Annotated in this window: 17 protein-coding genes; 7 read left to right on the forward strand and 10 right to left on the reverse strand. The window is 60.7% G+C overall.

Going from position 1 to position 18,798, the window contains the following annotated elements; translation table 11 throughout:
- Both nusB and ribH read right to left on the reverse strand, forming a co-directional pair.
- Positions 1–480 carry a transcription antitermination factor NusB gene (gene nusB, locus AC1PUL_RS10225; RefSeq protein ID WP_480468228.1) on the reverse strand — a complete coding sequence of 160 codons (480 nt, stop codon included), beginning with the start codon at positions 478–480 and terminating at the stop codon, positions 1–3.
- 3 nt (positions 481–483) lie between these two features.
- Complete coding sequence (ribH, locus tag AC1PUL_RS10230; RefSeq protein WP_480468230.1) at positions 484–942, reverse strand: 6,7-dimethyl-8-ribityllumazine synthase; 459 nt, start codon at positions 940–942, stop codon at positions 484–486.
- Positions 943–1,269: 327 nt separating this feature from the next.
- Here ribH and AC1PUL_RS10235 point away from each other — a divergent pair, with 327 nt between their 5' ends.
- Positions 1,270–1,632 (forward strand): hypothetical protein, encoded by a 363-nt coding sequence (locus AC1PUL_RS10235; protein ID WP_480468232.1) that lies wholly within the window; start codon positions 1,270–1,272, stop codon positions 1,630–1,632.
- A 233-nt stretch (positions 1,633–1,865) separates the two neighbouring features.
- On the opposite strand, the gene ribD is transcribed toward AC1PUL_RS10235, so the two are convergent.
- From ribD to AC1PUL_RS10265, 6 genes are all read right to left on the reverse strand, one after another.
- Positions 1,866–2,954 carry a bifunctional diaminohydroxyphosphoribosylaminopyrimidine deaminase/5-amino-6-(5-phosphoribosylamino)uracil reductase RibD gene (ribD, locus tag AC1PUL_RS10240; protein WP_480468233.1) on the reverse strand — a complete coding sequence of 363 codons (1,089 nt, stop codon included), beginning with the start codon at positions 2,952–2,954 and terminating at the stop codon, positions 1,866–1,868.
- A 4-nt stretch (positions 2,955–2,958) separates the two neighbouring features.
- A complete protein-coding gene (gene nrdR, locus AC1PUL_RS10245; RefSeq protein WP_298462258.1) occupies positions 2,959–3,435 on the reverse strand; it encodes a transcriptional regulator NrdR in 477 nt (158 codons plus the stop codon).
- A 12-nt stretch (positions 3,436–3,447) separates the two neighbouring features.
- Positions 3,448–4,737, reverse strand: a complete 1,290-nt coding sequence (glyA, locus tag AC1PUL_RS10250; protein ID WP_298462255.1) for a serine hydroxymethyltransferase — start codon at positions 4,735–4,737, stop codon at positions 3,448–3,450.
- Positions 4,738–4,923: 186 nt separating this feature from the next.
- Complete coding sequence (locus AC1PUL_RS10255; RefSeq protein ID WP_298462252.1) at positions 4,924–6,252, reverse strand: L,D-transpeptidase family protein; 1,329 nt, start codon at positions 6,250–6,252, stop codon at positions 4,924–4,926.
- A 298-nt stretch (positions 6,253–6,550) separates the two neighbouring features.
- Positions 6,551–7,060: a transcriptional regulator LdtR gene (gene ldtR / locus AC1PUL_RS10260; protein ID WP_102021346.1), complete on the reverse strand. Its 510-nt coding sequence runs from the start codon at positions 7,058–7,060 to the stop codon at positions 6,551–6,553.
- A 132-nt stretch (positions 7,061–7,192) separates the two neighbouring features.
- Entirely contained in the window at positions 7,193–7,630 is a 438-nt protein-coding gene (locus tag AC1PUL_RS10265) for a DUF6163 family protein (RefSeq protein ID WP_298462250.1), read from the reverse strand.
- A 189-nt stretch (positions 7,631–7,819) separates the two neighbouring features.
- On the opposite strand from AC1PUL_RS10265, the gene hemB reads away from it, so the two are divergent.
- The 3 genes from hemB (at position 7,820) to AC1PUL_RS10280 (ending at position 10,245) form a co-directional block, all read left to right on the forward strand.
- Positions 7,820–8,836, forward strand: coding sequence for a porphobilinogen synthase (hemB, locus tag AC1PUL_RS10270; protein ID WP_480468235.1), 1,017 nt, complete (start codon positions 7,820–7,822; stop codon positions 8,834–8,836).
- Positions 8,837–8,904: 68 nt separating this feature from the next.
- Positions 8,905–9,363 carry an RDD family protein gene (locus AC1PUL_RS10275; RefSeq protein ID WP_480468236.1) on the forward strand — a complete coding sequence of 153 codons (459 nt, stop codon included), beginning with the start codon at positions 8,905–8,907 and terminating at the stop codon, positions 9,361–9,363.
- Positions 9,364–9,483: 120 nt separating this feature from the next.
- Positions 9,484–10,245, forward strand: coding sequence for an arginyltransferase (locus tag AC1PUL_RS10280; protein WP_480468237.1), 762 nt, complete (start codon positions 9,484–9,486; stop codon positions 10,243–10,245).
- A gap of 84 nt (positions 10,246–10,329) precedes the next feature.
- Here AC1PUL_RS10280 and AC1PUL_RS10285 read toward each other — a convergent pair whose 3' ends face one another.
- Positions 10,330–11,373 (reverse strand): class I SAM-dependent methyltransferase, encoded by a 1,044-nt coding sequence (locus AC1PUL_RS10285; protein WP_480468238.1) that lies wholly within the window; start codon positions 11,371–11,373, stop codon positions 10,330–10,332.
- A 313-nt stretch (positions 11,374–11,686) separates the two neighbouring features.
- On the opposite strand from AC1PUL_RS10285, the gene AC1PUL_RS10290 reads away from it, so the two are divergent.
- Together AC1PUL_RS10290 and AC1PUL_RS10295 are read left to right on the forward strand one after the other, a co-directional pair.
- Positions 11,687–13,675 carry a putative bifunctional diguanylate cyclase/phosphodiesterase gene (locus AC1PUL_RS10290; RefSeq protein WP_480468239.1) on the forward strand — a complete coding sequence of 663 codons (1,989 nt, stop codon included), beginning with the start codon at positions 11,687–11,689 and terminating at the stop codon, positions 13,673–13,675.
- A gap of 101 nt (positions 13,676–13,776) precedes the next feature.
- Complete coding sequence (locus AC1PUL_RS10295) at positions 13,777–14,919, forward strand: cyclic nucleotide-binding domain-containing protein (protein WP_480468241.1); 1,143 nt, start codon at positions 13,777–13,779, stop codon at positions 14,917–14,919.
- Between the two features lie 52 nt (positions 14,920–14,971).
- Here the strand turns inward: AC1PUL_RS10295 and parC are convergent, their stop codons facing one another.
- Positions 14,972–17,248 carry a DNA topoisomerase IV subunit A gene (gene parC / locus AC1PUL_RS10300; RefSeq protein WP_480468242.1) on the reverse strand — a complete coding sequence of 759 codons (2,277 nt, stop codon included), beginning with the start codon at positions 17,246–17,248 and terminating at the stop codon, positions 14,972–14,974.
- 206 nt (positions 17,249–17,454) lie between these two features.
- Here parC and AC1PUL_RS10305 point away from each other — a divergent pair, with 206 nt between their 5' ends.
- Positions 17,455–18,651: a hypothetical protein gene (locus AC1PUL_RS10305; protein ID WP_480468244.1), complete on the forward strand. Its 1,197-nt coding sequence runs from the start codon at positions 17,455–17,457 to the stop codon at positions 18,649–18,651.
- Positions 18,652–18,798: the final 147 nt, after the last annotated feature.

Here is an 18,798-nt window from a genome sequence, read left to right on the forward strand (position 1 = left end):
CTATTTTTGCGCCGGAGCGCGAACCTGCTTTGCAATGCGGTCGAGAACGGCGTTGACCAGCTTCGGCTCATCGTCAGGGAAGAAGGCCTGCGCGATTTCGACATACTCCGTTACAATAACCGCGATCGGCACATCCTTGCGCTCGATCAATTCGAAGGTGCCAGCACGCAAAATAGCGCGGACCGTGCTGTCGATGCGCGACAATGCCCAGTCGTCCTGGAGCGCATTGGCGATCATCGGATCGATCTTGGTCTGGTCACGCACCACGCCCGCGACGATCGAGCGGAACCAGGAGGCGTCCGCCTTCAGATAGGTTTCGCCGTCGACTTCCTGGCCGAGGCGATGGGCCTCGTATTCGGCGACAACTTCGAGGACGCCGGAGCCGGCGATGTCCATCTGGTAGAGCGCCTGCACGGCTGCGAGGCGGGCGGCGCCGCGCTGGTTTGCCGGTTTCACCGGATGCTTGCCTTCGCCGCTCATCGATCAGCCACCCAGCTTCTTCTTCAGTTCGATCATGGAAAGGGCCACACGGGCTGCGAAACCGCCCTTGTCCTTCTCGCTGCGCTTGACGCGGGCCCAGGCCTGCTCGTCGTTCTCGACGGTCATAATGCCATTGCCGATCGCAAGCGACTCGGAGACCGCGAGGTCCATCAGGGCGCGCGAGGATTCGTTGGCGACGATGTCAAAGTGATAGGTCTCGCCGCGGATGACCATGCCGAGCGCGATGAAACCGTCGTAATGCGTGCCCTCGTCGTCCATCGCATCGAGTGCCATGGCAATCGCCGGCGGAATTTCGAGCGCGCCCGGAACGGTGATCACGTCGAAGGTCGCACCTGCCTCGTTCAGCGCGTGTTTCGCACCATCGAGCAGTGCGTCCGACATGTCGTCATAGAAGCGTGCCTCAACGATCAGCAAATGCGGCGAAGCCGTCTTGTTTCCCATAGGTCCGATCCGATCTTGAATGGTATTGCGGCCCCTGGCCGAACAGAAACGCGGTCAAACCACGCCAAATCCCGGAAGGCAAGTGTTTTTGCGCGGGGGCGGATCGGCGTTGCGGACATGGGCTGCCGGGCTTGGGCCGAGACCCTTGCCGATCGATTGTTCCAGCCTCGCTAATGGAGGCGAAAATCGGGCCAATTGCGTGACAAATCTTTAATGTAAATCAGTCTGTTAGCATCTGGATTCGGCCACAGAGCCATCCCACCTTCTATTTGCAAGCGAGCGACGGAATCCCCCGCCATCGCAAACATCCTCGAAAGGAACAGGACCATGAATCGCTTTGCAACCATCCTCAGTGCCTCCGCCCTCTCAGCGATTGCCTTTGGTGCCGAAAGCTTTGCCGCCATGCCGGCTCACGCGCAAATGCCCGAGACCAAGATCGAAACCACGATACAGAAGATGTCGCCGACGGAGTTCGACGTCGTGCGCATCGACGAGCTGCAGTCGACTGATCCGGCCTATGAACGCTTCGGCAATCTGTCTTCCACCTCCCAGGAAGCCCGCCTCGTTCAGGCCGCCGTCATTGCCAATCGTCCGCTCGCCCAGAAGCTCGAGGGCCAGAATGTCGAGCTCATCAACATCGTCGGCGCTGAGCAGGCCGCCAATGGTGGTGTGACGTTCTACGTCCGCTGATCTCCAGTCCCCGCCTCCCTAAATCCCCCCAACTCAAACCCCGTGTCCTCGGACACGGGGCTTTTTCCGGACTTTGGAACCTTTGTCTCAAGCAGAGTGTTTCCGATGTGAAAGGCGCCCGGAGGAGGTCGCCTCGCAACACCGATTTGGAGGCACATCATGGGCCGTGGCATTCTTCTCTGGCTGATCGGCGTACCGATCCCGCTCATCCTGCTCATTCTGCTGTTCTGGCGCTAAAGCCAGGCAGAGGCGGGAAGCCGCTCGAAAATCTGCAGCCGGTCGGCGCCGACCTGTCGTTCGTCCACCTTGACGAAGCCGGCAGGCAGGCGACCGGCTGTTATCGGAGAGGCGATACCGCCCTCGCCGACGATCACCGCTGAATCATACAGATGGATCCGGTCCACCAGTCCGCGCGCCAGAAGATCGGCAGCGACGCGTGCGCCGCCTTCGACCATCAGAGAGGATATGCCGCGCTGGGCGAGCAAAGCGAGCAGTTCCTCGATCCCGCCGACCTCGACGACGTCCACGCCCTTGTCCCCGAGCGCAGCGCGGTTTCCGGATGCCCCGGGCGACACGGCAACCAGCACAGGCACACTGCCGGCGGTCTTCACCAGTTTGGAGGTGACCGGCAGCTCTGCCTTCCGATCCAGCACGATACGCACTGGCGAAGCACTTTCGAGACCCGGCAGGCGCACCGTCAGCTCCGGATCATCGGCAAGTGCCGTCCCGATCCCGACGAGGATCGCATCGCTTTCCGCGCGCAGTCGATGAACTGTCTCACGGGCTGCAGGCCCGGTGATAGCCACCTGCCCTGCGCCCACGCGTCCGAGCATGCCATCGGCAGAAACGGCAAGCTTCAGAGTCACTTGCGGGCGACCCTTCGTCTGGCGCGTGAGATAGCCGGACATGGCGCGGCGGGCTTCCTTCTGGAGGATGCCGATGGTCACCTCGATGTCGGCATCCGCGAGGATCTTCAGTCCGCGTCCCGACACGCGCGGATCGGGATCGGCGACGGCAACCACGACTCGCGCGATACCGGAGGCGACGATTGCATTGGCGCAGGGAGGGGTCTTGCCATGATGTGAACAGGGCTCAAGCGTGACATAGGCCGTTGCGCCCCTCGCCTTCTCACCCGCCTCGGCGATGGCCTGCGGTTCGGCATGCGGCCGTCCGCCAAGCGCGGTCACGCCTCGGCCGACGACTTCGCCATCCTTGACGATGACACATCCTACGGAGGGGTTGGGACCGGTCTGGCCCACATGGGCGAGCGACAGCTCGATCGCCTCCCGCATATACCGTTCGTCGCGGGCGGTGATGGACACGTCTTCAGTCCGCCGTGCTGTCTCTGGAGATCTTGGCGTTGATCTCGGCAATGACGTTTTCGAAATCCTCGGCATGGCTGAAATCGCGATAGACCGAGGCGTAACGCACAAAGGCGACGTCATCGAGGGTCTTCAGGGCTTCGAGCACCTGCAGACCGATTTCTTCCGAGGATATCTCCGTCTCACCGGAGCTTTCGAGCCTGCGCACAATGCCGGACACGGCGCGCTCAATGCGCTCGGCATCCACCGGGCGCTTGCGCAGTGCGATCTGGAAAGACCGCACCAGCTTGTCGCGATCGAAGGGTGCCTTGCGGCCGGTCTTCTTCAGGACCATCAGCTCGCGCAGCTGCACACGTTCGAAGGTGGTGAAGCGCCCCCCGCAATCCGGACAGATGCGACGCCGGCGGATGGAGGTGTTGTCCTCCGCCGGTCGCGAGTCCTTGACCTGGGTTTCATCCGATCCGCAGAAGGGGCAGCGCATCAGCCTTCAGCCTTACATGTAGGGATACATCGGGAAGCGGTCGGTCAGGGCCACGACCTTGTCACGAACGGCTGCCTCGACGGAAGCATTGCCTTCATCCGAATTGGCGACCTTCAGGCCGTCGAGAACTTCGACGATCAGATTGCCGATTTCGGTGAATTCGGCTTCCTTGAAGCCGCGCGTCGTGCCGGCCGGGGTGCCGAGACGGATACCGGAGGTGACGAAGGGCTTTTCCGGGTCGAAGGGGATGCCGTTCTTGTTGCAGGTGATGTAGGCCCGGCCGAGGCCGGCTTCCGCACGCTTGCCGGTGGCATTCTTCTTGCGCAGGTCGACCAGCATCAGGTGGTTGTCGGTACCGCCCGAAACGATGTCGAGATTGTGCTTGATCAGCGTGTCAGCCAGAACCTTGGCGTTCTTGACGACCTGAGCGGCGTAGTCCTTGAATTCCGGCTTCAGCGCTTCGCCGAAGGCAACGGCCTTGGCGGCGATGACATGCATCAGCGGGCCGCCCTGGAGGCCCGGGAAGACGGCCGAGTTGAACTTCTTTGCCAGATCCTCGTCATTGGTGAGGATCATGCCGCCGCGCGGACCACGCAGCGACTTGTGGGTCGTGGAGGTCGCGACATGGCAGTGCGGGAACGGCGACGGATGCTGGCCACCGGCAACGAGACCGGCAATGTGGGCCATGTCGACCATCAGGTAGGCACCAACCGAGTCAGCGATTTCGCGGAAGCGCTTCCAGTCCCAGGTGCGGGAATAGGCGGTGCCACCGGCGATGATCAGCTTCGGCTTGTGCTGCTCGGCCTTGCGGGCCACGTCTTCCATGTCGAGCTGGTGATCGTCTTCACGCACACCGTAGGAGACGACGTTGAACCACTTGCCGGACATGTTGACCGGCGAACCATGGGTCAGGTGACCGCCCGAATTCAGGTCGAGACCCATGAAGGTATCGCCCGGCTGCAAGAGCGCGAGGAAGACGGCCTGGTTCATCTGAGAACCGGAATTCGGCTGGACGTTGGCGAAGTTGACGCCGAAGAGCTTCTTGGCGCGTTCGATGGCGAGTTCTTCGGCGATATCGACGAACTGGCAGCCGCCGTAGTAGCGCTTGCCCGGATAGCCTTCCGCGTACTTGTTGGTCATGATCGAGCCCTGGGCTTCGAGCACGGCACGCGAGACGATGTTTTCAGAAGCAATCAGCTCGATTTCGTGGCGTTGACGACCGAGTTCCTTCTCGATCGCACCGAAAATCTCCGGATCGGTATCGGCGAGAGAACGAGAAAAGAAGGCATCGTTGTTCGACATGATCGCTGGCTCCTCAAAAGCGTTTGATGCTGTGGGGTCTTAAACTTCCGCAGTCACGAGAGCAATACGGAGAACGACATTTGCGGATCAATTGGCGCGCAGGGGCGAATGGCCGCAGTGAATAAACGAGAAAGCCGCGCACGAGGCGCGGCTTTGGAAATCCATGCGACGTTCAGAAGGGGCTGCTTATTGCAGCGGAACGAAATCCTCGTCCACGGAGCCGGCAAACTGCTCGACGCCGAGATTGGCCTGAAGCGCCAACTGGGCATCGCCGTCCTTCTGATAGATGTCGTCGCGGAACTGGACGATGTTGTCACGCGTCGACCAGGCGGTGATGTAGACGATATAAACAGGCACTTCCTCGGCCAGCTTGATGGGCGTGTTCTGGCGGGTGGTGATGACGCGCTCGATTTCCTGGCGCGACCAGCCCGGCGTATCGCGCAGCAGCCAGGTGACGAGGTCACGCACGTTCTGCACGCGGATGCAGCCCGAGGATTCGAAGCGCATCAGCTTATTGAACAGGCCCTGCTGGGGCGTATCGTGCATGTATTCGTTGTGCGGATTGTGGAAGTCGATCTTGGTCGAGGCCATGGCGTTGATCTTGCCCGGGTCCTGACGGAACATCAGGTTCGGTGCCTTCTCTGCATTCCAGTCGACCGTTTCCGGCGGCACTTCGTTGCCGTTGCCGTCGAACAGACGGATGGCGTTGCGCGTCAGATAGGTCGGATCCTTGCGCATCAGCGGCACAATGTCCTTCTCGATGATCGAGCGCGGCGCCGTCCAGTACGGGTTGAGGATGACCTGGTAGATCTTCGAGTTGATCATGTGGGTCGGGCGGTCGATACGGCCGACGACAGCGGTGTTGCGGAGCGCGACACGGTCGTTCTCGACGGCTTCGACAGAGGCGCCCGGCACGTTGACCGTGACGTAACGGCGGCCGAGATCACCCGACATCGCCTGCAGACGGACGAGATTGGTGTTCAGCTGGTTCAGACGGACATCGGCGCCGACATTCAGCGCCTTGACGGTGAATTCGCCGAGCACGCCGTCTTCCGGCAGACCGTGACGCGCCTGGAAGCGCTTCACCGCGCCTTCGACGTAGGAATCGTAGGAGTTCGACATACCGGCTTCGCGCGGCAGATCGCCTGAGATCATCAGACGCTGGCGCAAGCTCTGGACGGCCGGGTCCATGGCGCCGATGCGCAGGGCCGCAGGCGCATTGACCGTCGGCCAGCCGCCATTGGAAACGATCATCTGGTGCTGACCGATCGCCTGCTGCATGTTGATCAGGTTGCTGGCGCTCAGCATCGGCGTGTTGGACGAGACTGCGGCGACCGTGCGCGATGCCTGGGCGTCGAACTGGTCATCCCAGTTCCCGCGGCGCGGCGCGTTGATGAGGTCATTGACTGCGTCTTGCGCCATGGCCTGCCCGGCGAAAGCGGCCGCACCTGCGGCAGCGGCCCCACGAAGCAGCGAGCGGCGCGAAAGAGCAACAATTCCTGACGTCTTGGACATATTTCCTACCGTTTCATCCTGAACCTAAACCAAACGCATAACGCGCCATGGTTAACAAAGCGCCGCCAGACAGACTCAACTATGCGTTACGAGGTTGATCGGAGGCTGTCGAGACGCCTCCTCTACTCGTTCCGGCGGTCCCATATCAATATGGCCAATTCGTGTCACATTGCGGTTCCGTCACGGGAGTGTGTAGCCCGGACAACGCCTCGTGAGGACCAAACGCGAAAACCGGACGCTTCGCGGGAAGCATCCGGTTTCGAGCGGTGGATCGCTTTGGAGGTCGTCTCAGGGAGCCTCAGAGGCGATAGAGGATCTGGTCGTTCCAGAAGCGGTCGAGGCGCTGCAGGAGCTTGTTCATCTGGGTGAACTCGTCGGTGCCGATGCCGCCGACCTTCTGGATCGAGCCGATATGGCGCTCATAGAGCTTGGCGACGGTTTCGGCGATCTCCTGGCCGGCATCGGTCAGGCTGATGCGGACCGAGCGACGGTCGACACGCGAGCGCTGGTGGTTGATGAAGCCGAGGTCGACGAGCTTCTTGACGTTGTAGGAGACGTTCGAGCCCAGATAGTAACCGCGCGAGCGCAGTTCACCGGCGGTCAGTTCCGAATTGCCGATGTTGAAGAGCAGGAGTGCCTGGACGGCGTTGATGTCGGAGCGCCCCTTGCGGTCGAACTCGTCCTTGATGACATCGAGAAGGCGGCGGTGAAGACGCTCGACGAGGTGGAGGGATTCGAGGTAGAGCGAACGGATCGCTTCTTCCTGCGGGTCGAGAGTGGCCGGCTGCGGCTTGAGCTTGGTGTTCATATCGGTCTGCCTCACTGTTTTGTTTGGCGGTGTTGGTTTTTTCTCCCGCCTTGGTGAGGACCGTATCCAATGCGCATAAAATTCTATTTAAAACGCAGGCTTAACAGAGGCTTACCAGAGCCTCTCATCGTATCAGGGTAAATCAACCGTTATACGCTCCTGCTTGTGTCTCCCTTCGAGCCACAACGCCAGGCGGAACAGGATGAAGACCACGAAGACCACGCCATGCATGGTGACAGCCAGCGGGTTGCTGCCGAAGGTCTCCGGCCAGACCGTGAACATCAGCACCTGTCCACCCGCCGCAAGCAGCCACATGACCGGCCCCCAGGAGCCGGCCAGCCACAGACCCAGCGCGGCGACGGGAAAGACCACGGCAAGGCCGGTGGCCGCGACGCGCCAGGGTGTCGACAGAAGATCGAAACGTCCGAGACCATCGTGGCTGTAGCCGACGAGGAGCGCCCAGTATTGCAGCCCGAACCAGAGGCAGGCGAGCGCCACCACACGCAGGAACAGGACGAAGATGGTCTCCGTCAGGCTGCGAAGGGGCGTGTTGGACGAATCAGCTTCCATGCGAGAGAAGATAGGCGCGGGACAAGACCTTCGCCAGCATGGGCGGCCCTCCCTCCCCTGCTCATCTCGATCAAAGCGGTCTTGCCCCGTGTCGATGGAGAGGCCTGTGCGCTCTGTTGGCGCCTTCCGTTTTGCAAGCTCCTGGGGTCGTGCTAATCAGCAGCCGGATATAGTGCGAGGATCGGGATCATGACGGACAAGACACATCAGGTAGACGCAGTCACCGGCCATCGGCGCATGCGCCGGCTGCGCAAGGCCGACTGGCAGCGCCGCATGGTCCAGGAAAACCGGCTGACGGTGGATGATCTGATATGGCCGATCTTCGTTGTGCCCGGCTCAGGCATCATGGAACCGATCGCCGCCATGCCGGGGGTTTTCCGAATGAGCGTCGACAAGGCGGTTGAGACCGCCAGGGAAGCCGCCGATCTCGGCATTCCGGCCCTTGCGACCTTCCCGAACATCGAGCTGTCATTGCGCGACGAGACCGGCTCGCAGATCCTCGAGGCGAACAATCTGATCAACCAGACGACGGCGGCGATCAAGAAGGCCGCACCCAATATCGGTGTTATCACCGACGTCGCGCTCGACCCGTTCACCAGCCATGGCCATGACGGGATCCTGCGCGATGGCGAGATCGTCAATGACGAGACGGTCGACCAGATCGTCAAGGCGGCGATCGCCCAGGCCGATGCCGGGTCCGACATCATCGCGCCCTCGGACATGATGGATGGACGCATCGGCGCGATCCGCCGGGGTCTCGATGCCTCCGGGCACCAGGGGGTCGGGATCATGTCCTATGCGACCAAGTTTGCGTCCTGCCACTACGGGCCCTATCGCGAGGCCATCTCGACCAGCGGCCTCCTGAAGGGGGACAAGAAGACCTATTACATCGATCCGGCCAACGGTACCGAGGCGGTGCGCGATGCAGCGCTCGATGTCGAGGAAGGCGCTGACATGCTGATGGTCAAGCCCGGGCTTCCCTATCTCGACATCTGCTGGCGGATCAAGGAGGCCTTCGGGCTGCCGGTCTTTGCCTATCAGGTGTCGGGCGAATACAGCCAGATCAAGGCCGCCGCTGCCAATGGCTGGATCGACGGGGAACGCGCGATGCTGGAGACACTGCTCTGCTTCAAGCGGGCCGGCTGCGACGGAATCCTCACCTATTTCGCGCCCGAGGTGGCCCGCCTGCTCGCCAAGCGCAGCTGATCTTGCCGGATTATTGTATTCGGCAACGGGCTCCCCATATCTGAAGAAGAACCTCAAAGGAGCCCGCCATGAGCCTCGACAGCAACTCGTCCTATGCCGCCCCCGAGGACTGGCGCGCCTATAGCGGCGTGCTTTCGCGGCGCGTCTTTGCCTTCCTCGTCGACTATCTGTTCATCGGTCTCCTCTGGATACCGGCGGCCGTTGTCGTCTTCTTCCTCGGCATTCTGACGCTCGGCCTCGGCTGGCTGCTCTATCCAATCCTGTTCTTCGTCGTGGCCGCACTCTATTTCGGCATGTCCGTGGGTGGCGCGTCGCAGGCGACGCCCGGGATGCGGATGATGGGAATTGCAATGATCCGCCTCGACGGTCGCAAGATCGATTTTGTCACGGCCGTCGCTCATCTGGCGCTGTTCTGGATCCTGAACTCGGTGCTGACACCGCTGGTCCTGCTGGCTGGCCTGTTCATCGAGCGTTCGCGCCTGGTGCATGATCTTCTGCTCGGCACGGCCGCCGTCCGCACTTACTGATACTTATTCGGATTTCGCGAGACAAAGCACTCCGGCCCTGGAGCCGGAGTGTTGACCTTTTTCATTCTTGCGCCATCCTAGTTGTTATCGGTCACGCCAAAGGATTCTCTTCATCCGCTAATGAACACGCAGACCAATCCCTCCCCGCAATTCTATCTGACGGCGCCTGCGCCGTGCCCGTATCTCGCGGGAGAGATGGAGCGGAAGGTTTTCACCCACCTCGTGGGGCAGCGTGCGAGCGAAATGAACGATCTCCTGACGCAAGGGGGCTTTCGCCGGTCGCAGAACATCGCCTATCGCCCGGCCTGCGAATCCTGTCGGGCCTGCGTGTCAGTCCGGGTTCTGGTCAATGAGTTTGAGACAAGTCGCGGCTTCCGGCGGGTCGAGGCGACCAATCGCGATATCGTCTCGACGGTCTTTCCGGCACAGCCATCGACAGAACAGTTCTCCCTGTTCCGGCACTATCTCGACCATCGTCATCAGAACGGCGGTATGTCGGATATGTCGGCGCTCGACTATGCGATCATGGTCGAGGACAGCCATGTGCAGACGAGGGTCATCGAGTATCGCCTGCGCAGCCCCGGAGACGGGATTTCATCACAACCGCGTGGAGAACTGATTGCCGTCGCGCTTTCCGATTTGATGAGCGACGGGCTGTCGATGGTCTACTCGTTCTACAATCCGGAAATGGAAAAGCGGTCACTCGGCACGATGATGGTGCTCGACCACATCCGCCGGGCCAAAGCGCTGGGTCTGCCGCATGTCTATCTCGGCTATTGGGTACAGGGCTCGAAAAAGATGGGCTACAAGACACGCTTCCAGCCCCAGGAACACCTGATGAGCCAGGGCTGGGCTCGATTTCCCCCCGATATCGAGGGGTGACCCGAAGAAACGCAGTTTATTTTTGTCCCATTTGGAGACAAATCAGCCCTCCGCAGTCCTGACGCTGCGGAGGGCTGTTTCATTTCAAGACAGCTTGCGAATGATGCCGTAGACGATGTTCTTGTTCTGGCCGAAGCGAACTGTGCCTTCGACCGGCATATCGCCAACACTACCATTGATGATGCGCCACATGTCAGTCTCGGAACGCAACAGCAGCGCCCAGTTCATAAAGCTTTCCATGTAACCATCGACCTGAATGTCGGTGGCGAAATTGGCAAACAGGAAGACCCCGTTCGGCTTCAGCATGTCGAGGCAGCGCTGCGTCAGCTTGATCGAGACCTTGTCGTTCAAATAGTCGTAGAGGCCCGCCGCGTAAACGAAATCGAACTTGCCCAGATCGTAGCGACCACCGAGAATACCGCGCACAGAGCCATCGACAGCTTCGATGCAGGTGCCTGCGAAATCGCGGCTGATGGAGCCGACGCTCAAGGGATCCTGATCAAGGGCAACCCAGCGCTTCAGGCGCCCTTCCTTCAAGGCGGTTGAGCGGTTTGCCTCCCGCAGATGCCCTGCAGCGATGGTCAACACCTCCGTCCCAGCACCGCGCGAAGATGCAATTGCATCAACATGTTGCGTCAGAAGATCGCGGCGTTCGCGCACTGCGACAGATGAGGATGCGTCCTTCGTGTAGTCGTAAAGGGCCTTGCCGAGCGGCGATGCCCCGGAAATGCGATCGGCAACACTGGAATGCCCATAGATGAAATCGAGCAGCTGGGCGTCGCCGGAATAGCCACGCGGCTTTTCAAACGACCAGCGGGTAAAGGGATCCTCAAGAAAATATCGCGCAACAGGATGCTGCTGGGCAATCGGGATCAATTGCTGCCAGACACTCGGCGAGTAGCGCATACGCAGCTCGTGCAATGAACCGGCGATACGGTGAATGATCTGTTGTGGATCCGCGCCCTGCTCGAATTGCTGCAAGGCAATCCCAAGGGTCAATCCCAGAGCTGCTCGGGCAGTCAGGAACTCATCGTCCTGCCAGGTAGTGCCAGGAGCGACCACATGAGCTGCTATCGCTTCTGGAGTAATTAGGCTCTCGCCATCGAATGAGAAATCAACCTGTCGCATATGCCGCACACCCTGAAAAACGCTAAACTCGTTAATACTTCAGTTACCATATGTGCAGCTGCGAGAATACGCGACTCTATTTGGTAACTTTTAAGGAGCTTGGTTAACAGCGCAGACGCGTGTGCGCCGCCAGGCGCGCGCCGAAGCGCCGAGACACGATACTCGGATATGATAATGTGTGCCGGAACCTCAGCAAGGCGAGCGTTTCCTGCCGTAAGAGAGAGCCAGTGGTGAAAGATGCCTGAGAGACGGACCAAAGTCCCTGCCAGGTCTGACCTTCAACACGGTGCAGTGGAGACCGATGGAACCAATCATGTCGTACGCTGCGCTCAAAGACCTTGAGGCCTCGGGCAAGACCTGCCCATCCCTGGCATCGGAAGCGACGCTGCGCCGCATCTATCAGACCCATACCGCCCCTGCCCGGGTCATTGCAGCCAGACAGGGATTGTGGGTTGCGGTCTTGGTCTACCTTCTGTTCGCCGTCAGTGACCTAATTCTCATACCTGACGTGGCACCGACCACGATGCTTGCGCGCCTGATCGTCGCCGTGGGTTCGATTGCGGTTCTTGAGATCAGCTGCTGGAGCAAGGCGAGTGCCCGGGTCATCGAGGTGATTTCGGCATCCGCCATCGTCGCTGGCTATGTCGTCTGGCTGATACCGGCACTTCAGACCACCGCTGTCGAAAGCATCCGCCTTTACATGATATTCGGCACCATCTTCATGATGGGGGCCAACCTGTTCTTCATCTTCCCCTTCGTGCTGTCCGTCATCACATCGATCGTGGTCCTGGGGATTCTGCTGGGCAGCATGCTGGTCATGTTCCCCGACGATCTGGTCTACACTATCAATTTTGGCCTCTTCTATGTCTCCTGTTTTGTCTTCACCTCCTATGTGAACTGGAAGCTCAACGGTGAACGCTACAACGTCTTCCTGAACGCGCTGGAGGCAGCGCACCAGCATAAGGAAGCGGAAAAGCGTGGGGTCGCGCTCGAACGCCTTTCGAACACCGACTATCTGACGGGTGTAGAAAACCGCCGCGCCGTCGATAAGCGTCTGCGGGACTACTGGAACGAGTGGCAAGCGGAGGGCAAGGCGTTTGCCGCCATTCTGGTCGATGTCGATTTCTTCAAAAAATACAATGATTTTTACGGTCACCAGTCCGGCGATCGGTGCCTGATCCTGGTTGCCAATGTTCTGAACGAAACGCTGAAACCCCTGAATGCCACGGTCGGACGATATGGTGGGGAAGAGTTTATCGTGCTTTCGCGCGTCACCGGGCGCGACCAGGTGATGGCACTCTGCGAGATCATCCGCAGTGCTGTCGAAGGACTGCACCTCGTCCACGACCAGCGACGCGATGGCCAGGCGGTTGTGACGGTGAGCGTCGGCGCTTCCTACACGCGTCCTCAGAGCAGTCCGAAGCTCGAACGCATCATCAACGAGGCCGACCGGGCGCTTTATTCGGCCAAGGCGAATGGTCGAAACTGCATTCGTCTGTTCAATCCGAACGACCCGCTCACCAGCGATGACAATGAAAATATTGCTGCAACCTTGCGGATGGCGGTCAAGAACGATCTCGTGCACCTGGTCTACCAACCGATCCAGAACATGCGCACAGGCCGCGTCGAGGCGGTGGAAGCGCTGATGCGGATGAAGATGATCGACGGCACGCCGCTCTCTCCGGCGCAGTTCATCCCCGTCGCTGAGCGCACCGGCACCATCCTTGATCTCGGCCTCTGGGCGATCCGCCAGGCCTGCACCGAGGTGCTCGCGACCGGTATTGCGCCGATGGCAAGCGTCAATGTTTCGGCAATCCAGCTCAAGTCGCGTGGCTTTGCCCTTGCCGTTTCGACGATCCTCGAGGAAACCGGCGTTGCGGGCTCGCAACTGGCCTTCGAGATCACCGAAGGTATCGACATGGAAGGGCAGTCGGATGTGATCCGCTGCATTACGGACCTCCAGGCGCTTGGCGTCCGGATCTGGCTCGACGATTTCGGCACAGGCTTTGCCGGCCTTTCCTGGCTGCGTCTCTTCCCCTTCGATACGGTCAAGATCGACCGCTCCTTCCTACAGGACGCCCGACGTCCGGCGGGACGCGCAATGCTGGAGGACATCATTCGCCTCATCCGCAATCGCGGTCTGAAGATCCTGATCGAGGGCCTGGAGACCGCCGATCATGTGGAACTGATGCACGAACTCGGCATTGAGCTTGGCCAGGGCTACTATCTCGGGCGCCCCGCTCGGATCGACGAAGTCAAGATCAAGTCTTTTCCGCGACTGGCGAGCGTATCGCGTCTCTGAGAAAGCTCCAGGAATCGCCCCAGAATTGGCCGACAGAGAGCTCTGCGATTTCTGAACAAAATCAGTAGTATCCGCCCAAATCCAAATTGGGCGGACACGAGATGAGCACGGTCGACGCGGCGGAACTGGCCGGACACCGGGAGTTTTCCGAAAAACTTCTCAAACACACTGCGATCAAGGTCAGCGACAGCTATCTCGCCGCCTTTCGCAGCCATGTCGATCCGGTCGACTATCCGGCGGGCACGGTGATGTTTCGCAAAGGCGACGACAGCAGCTTCGCGATCCTGATCGCCGAGGGCGAGGTCGAGGTCTATGACGAGGCGAGCGGAAACGTTCTGGCGATCGCCGGCGACGGCTCGCTGATCGGAGAGCTTGGCCTGATCAGCGGTGATCCGCGCAGTGCCTCAGCCCGGACCTTGACCCCCGTTCGCGGCTGGAAGATCGATCGCTCGCAATATCGCGAGTTCCTCAGCGATCGGCCCGAGCTTGCAACCCTGTTCTTCCGCAAGATCTATGCGCAACTGTCGGCAAGCTACGGAAAGCTCCGGCAACAATTCGTGGCACTGGAAGAAGCCGATCGGCGCTACCACGCGCTCGCCTTCCTCTTCGTCACCATGGTCCTGATGATAAATATCTATGCCCTGGTGAACAGCATCATCCTGACCAACCTACGGGAAACCCACCAGGCGCAGGTCATGTTCTGGACCTCGCGCGTGATGGAAATATGGGGCGCCTTCGTCATCTGGGGCCTGACGGTGCGATGCGGTCTGACGCGGCACGACATGGGCATCCGGATGGAAAACCTTTGGAAGTCGATCGGGATGGGGCTTGCGATCAGTGTCGTCGCGCTGGCCGCCATGGCCTATTTCCGCACCCTCCTCTATCCGGAGCTCGAGGGTACGCCGCTCCTCGATCCGAAACTGGTGACGATCACCGTCTACACCTACATCCTGGTGGCGCCACTCCAGGAATGGATCTGCCGCGGTGTTCTGCTGACGGCGATTGCCGATCTCATGCCCGGCAAGACACGCCCGATGTCGGCCATCGTGATCACGTCGCTGATCTTCTCGACCCTGCACCTGCACTACTCGCAATCGCTTGCCGTAGTGGCACTCGTCTCCGGCATCGTCTGGGGCTGGCTGCACCTGAAGTATCGGAACCTTGCCGGGCCGATCGTCTCCCACTTCATCCTCGGCAATGCAGCGACGCTAATGGGTGTCTGGTCGATCTGGGAACGCGGCTGACGCAAAAAGCCGGCCGCATGGCGACCGGCTCCCTAACCTTCCTCGTTCCTGATCAGCCCGAGAACTTGCCGCTGCGTGGGAAGCCCTTGGGCACCAGACGGCCGGCCGAAGCGCGGTCCCCCTGCCATTCCACCAGTTCTTCCCTGGTCTTGGTAAAGGTGCGGCCAGCGCTGTCTGCCCAGGTCAGCCCTTCGGCGAGCGTGAAGAACTTCACGTCGGAGATGCCGCCATCCTTGTAGCGCTGCAGGCGGACGCCCTTGCCACGGGTCATTTCCGGGATCTGGGCGATCGGGAAGACGAGCAGCTTGCGGTTCTCGCCGACGACAGCCAGGTGGTCGCCGCTGACGGGCACAACGAGCTTCGCCTCATCCGGCATGCCGACATTCATCACCTGCTTGCCCTTGCGGGTGTTGGCGACAACCTCGCCCTCCGGCACGATGAAGCCGTTGCCGGCGGTCGAGACAAAGATCAGCTTGCGGCTCGCGTCATGGACGAAGGCGGTCAACACATCCTGGTCGTTTTCCATGTCGACCATGATGCGCAGCGGTTCGCCATGGCCCCGACCACCAGGCAGCTTGTCGCCGCCGAGCGTGTAGACCTTGCCACCGGTGGTGACGAGCAGGATCTTGTCGGTCGTCTGGGCCGGGAAGGCCACCTTCAAGCCATCGCCTTCTTTGAAGGTCAGCGAGGAGGTGTCCGAGATGTGGCCCTTCAGCGCACGGATCCAGCCCTTTTCGGAGATGACGACGGTGATCGGTTCCTTTTCGATCATCGCCTGCTGGATTGCCTCGACATCGGCATCAGGCGCGTCTGAGAAGACGGTGCGGCGGCGGCCGAGTTCGGTCGCCTTGGCGTATTTCTTCTTCACCTCGCCGATTTCCCAGGCGACGGTCTGCCACTGCTTGTCCGTGGAGGCGAGCAGGGCTTCGATCTCGGCCTTCTCGGCGGAGAGCGCCTCGTGCTCCTTGCGGATCTCGAATTCCTCGAGCTTGCGCAAATTGCGCAGGCGCATGTTGAGGATGGCTTCGGCCTGATTGTCGGTCAGCGTGAAGCGCTCGATCAAGACCGGCTTCGGCTCGTCCTCCTCGCGGATGATGCGGATCACCTCGTCGAGGTTGAGATAGGCAATCAGCAGGCCGCCGAGGATTTCCAGGCGACGATCGATCGCGGCCAGGCGGAACTTGGACCGGCGAACAAGCACGTCCTTGCGGTGGTCGAGCCACTCGGTCAGCACCTCGTTGAGGGCCATGACCTTGGGGACCTTGCCCTGCGAGAGCACGTTCATGTTGAGCGGAATGCGGCTTTCGAGCTCGGTGAGCTTGAAGAGCGATTCCATCAGCAGCGTGGCATCGACCGTGCGGCTTTTGGGCACCAGCACGATGCGCACGTCTTCGGCGCTTTCGTCCCGTATGTCTTCCAAGAGCGGCAGGCGACGGGCGACCAGAAGTTCGGCGATCTTCTCGATCAGGCGCGACTTCTGCACCTGGAACGGGATCTGGGTGACGATGATCTGGTAGCCGCCGCGACCGAGATCCTCGGTCTCCCACTTGGCGCGCACACGGAAACCACCGCGACCGGTGCGGTAGGTCTCGAGCATCGAGGCACGGCTCTCGACGATCACACCGCCGGTCGGAAAATCGGGACCTTCGATGCCGCCGCGCTCCGGATGGGTGGGATCGGCGAGCAGTTCCTCGACGGGCGCGCCGGGGTTCTTGATCAGATAAAGAGCGGCGTCACAAAGCTCATGGGCATTGTGCGGCGGAATGGACGTCGCCATGCCGACCGCGATGCCCGAGGCGCCATTGGCCAAGAGGTTCGGGAAGGCACCCGGCAGAACCGTCGGCTCGTCGTCTTCCTCGTTGTAGGTCGGACGGAAATCGACGGCATCCTGATCGATGCCTTCGAGCAGCAGGGCTGCGACATCGGTCATGCGGGCTTCGGTGTAACGATAGGCAGCCGCACTGTCGCCGTCGATATTGCCGAAGTTCCCCTGCCCGTCCACGACGGGATAACGCTGCGAGAAATCTTGGGCGAGGCGCACCAGCGCATCATAGACCGACTGGTCGCCATGCGGGTGGAACTTACCGATGACGTCACCGACGATACGGGCGCATTTCTTGAAGGCCGAGTTCGGGCGAATGCCCATCTCGCTCATCGCGTGGATGATGCGGCGATGCACCGGTTTCAGGCCGTCGCGGACATCCGGCAGCGCGCGGTGCATGATCGTCGACAAGGCATAGGCGAGATAGCGCTCTTCGAGCGCCGCCTTCAGGTCAACAGGAAGAATGTGATCGCCACCCTCTTCGGGCGGAAGCTGATTTGTCCCCATGGGCTCTGCCTAGCCGAGATGACCCGCAACGGCAAGGAATCCGGGGATTCAGCCTGTGGATTAAGGCGCTGTGACCGCCATCACGCCGCAATCTTCCCTTAGCCTTGCGAGGCGAAAACCGGTGGACGTTTTTCCAATCCCACTTATAAATATCAGCGATGAATTTTGCCCGCGTTGGACGCGGGACCAGCACGAAGGACCCCCTCATGACCCTGCACCGCTCCACCCGACTTCTGCTCGCGAGCGCCGCGCTCTGCGCCTTCACCGGTCCGGCCTTCGCGCTGGACGGCCAGGATTTGCTCAAGAAGATCAATGCGTCCTTCGCCAGCGGCGGCACGACAATCACAGCTGATGCCATCGAAGTCTCGGGCTCCGACGTGCTGCTGAAGGGCGTGAAGTTCGGGGTCGAGGGTCAGGGTACTGACAAGCCTTTGGCCATTCAGGAATTGACGCTGCAGGGTGTGACGGAAGAGGAAGGCGGGGCCTATTACATCGAGCGCGTGGATTTCCCCGAGGTCAACGTGACCGAGGAGAAATCGAGCTTCAAGGTTCAGGATCTTTATCTGGCTGGCGTCTATGTGCCGGGCGACGTCAATGCCGAGGGTATTGATTCGCTGATGTTCTACGAGGAAGCCCATAGCGGCCCGGTGGATGTCACCGTCGACGGCAAGTCGGTCTTCTCGATGGCCGAAGCTGTCGGCACCATGGGCCTGTCAGACGACGAGAGCACCATCACTTTCGAAGGCACCGTCACCGGTGTGAAGGCCGATCTCAGCACCGTCGAGGATGCACAGGCCAAGGCGCAGATCGAAGCGCTCGGTCTCACCACGCTTGACGGCAACATGAACATGTCCGGCAGCTGGGAAGTCGAGAGCGGCACGATCGATATCGAGGATTACTCGATCGACTTCGCCAATGTCGGCAAGCTCAGCCTTGCCTTCTCGATGTCCGGCTACACGCTCGACCTCGTCAAGCAGATGCAGGAACAGGCTCGCATGATGCAGGCTGAGCCGCAGAACGAGCAGGCCCAGCAGGCCGCCGGCCTTGCCATGCTCGGCCTGGTGCAGCAGCTGTCGCTGGTCGATGCCCAGATCCGCTTCGAAGACGCCGGCATTACCAAGCGCGGCCTCGACTATGCCGGCAAGAGCCAGGGCACGGATGGCGCGCAGATGGCGCAGATGGTCAAGGGCATGGTGCCGATCCTGCTCGCCCAGGCCAAGCTCGGCGCGCTGCAGAACGAAGTCTCGGCTGCCGTCAACACCTATATCGACAATCCGAAGGCGCTGACGATTGCGGCGGCGCCCGCAAACCCGGTCGCCTTCCCGATGATCATGGGGGCGGCCATGGGCGCGCCGGAAACCATTCCCGGTCTGATCGGACTCAAGGTCACCGCCAACGACTGATCGTCTCCTCGACCAAGATCAAAGCCCGGTTGCGACAGCGGCCGGGCTTTTTTCATGGGTTGAAACGCTTGGTCATCTGTCATGTCCTGAAGCTTGGCCACCCATCGCAGAATGCAGGACTTCACTTCTTCCGAAGCAGTTTTGCCC

It is taken from the genome of Rhizobium sp. P43 (genome assembly GCF_056730705.1).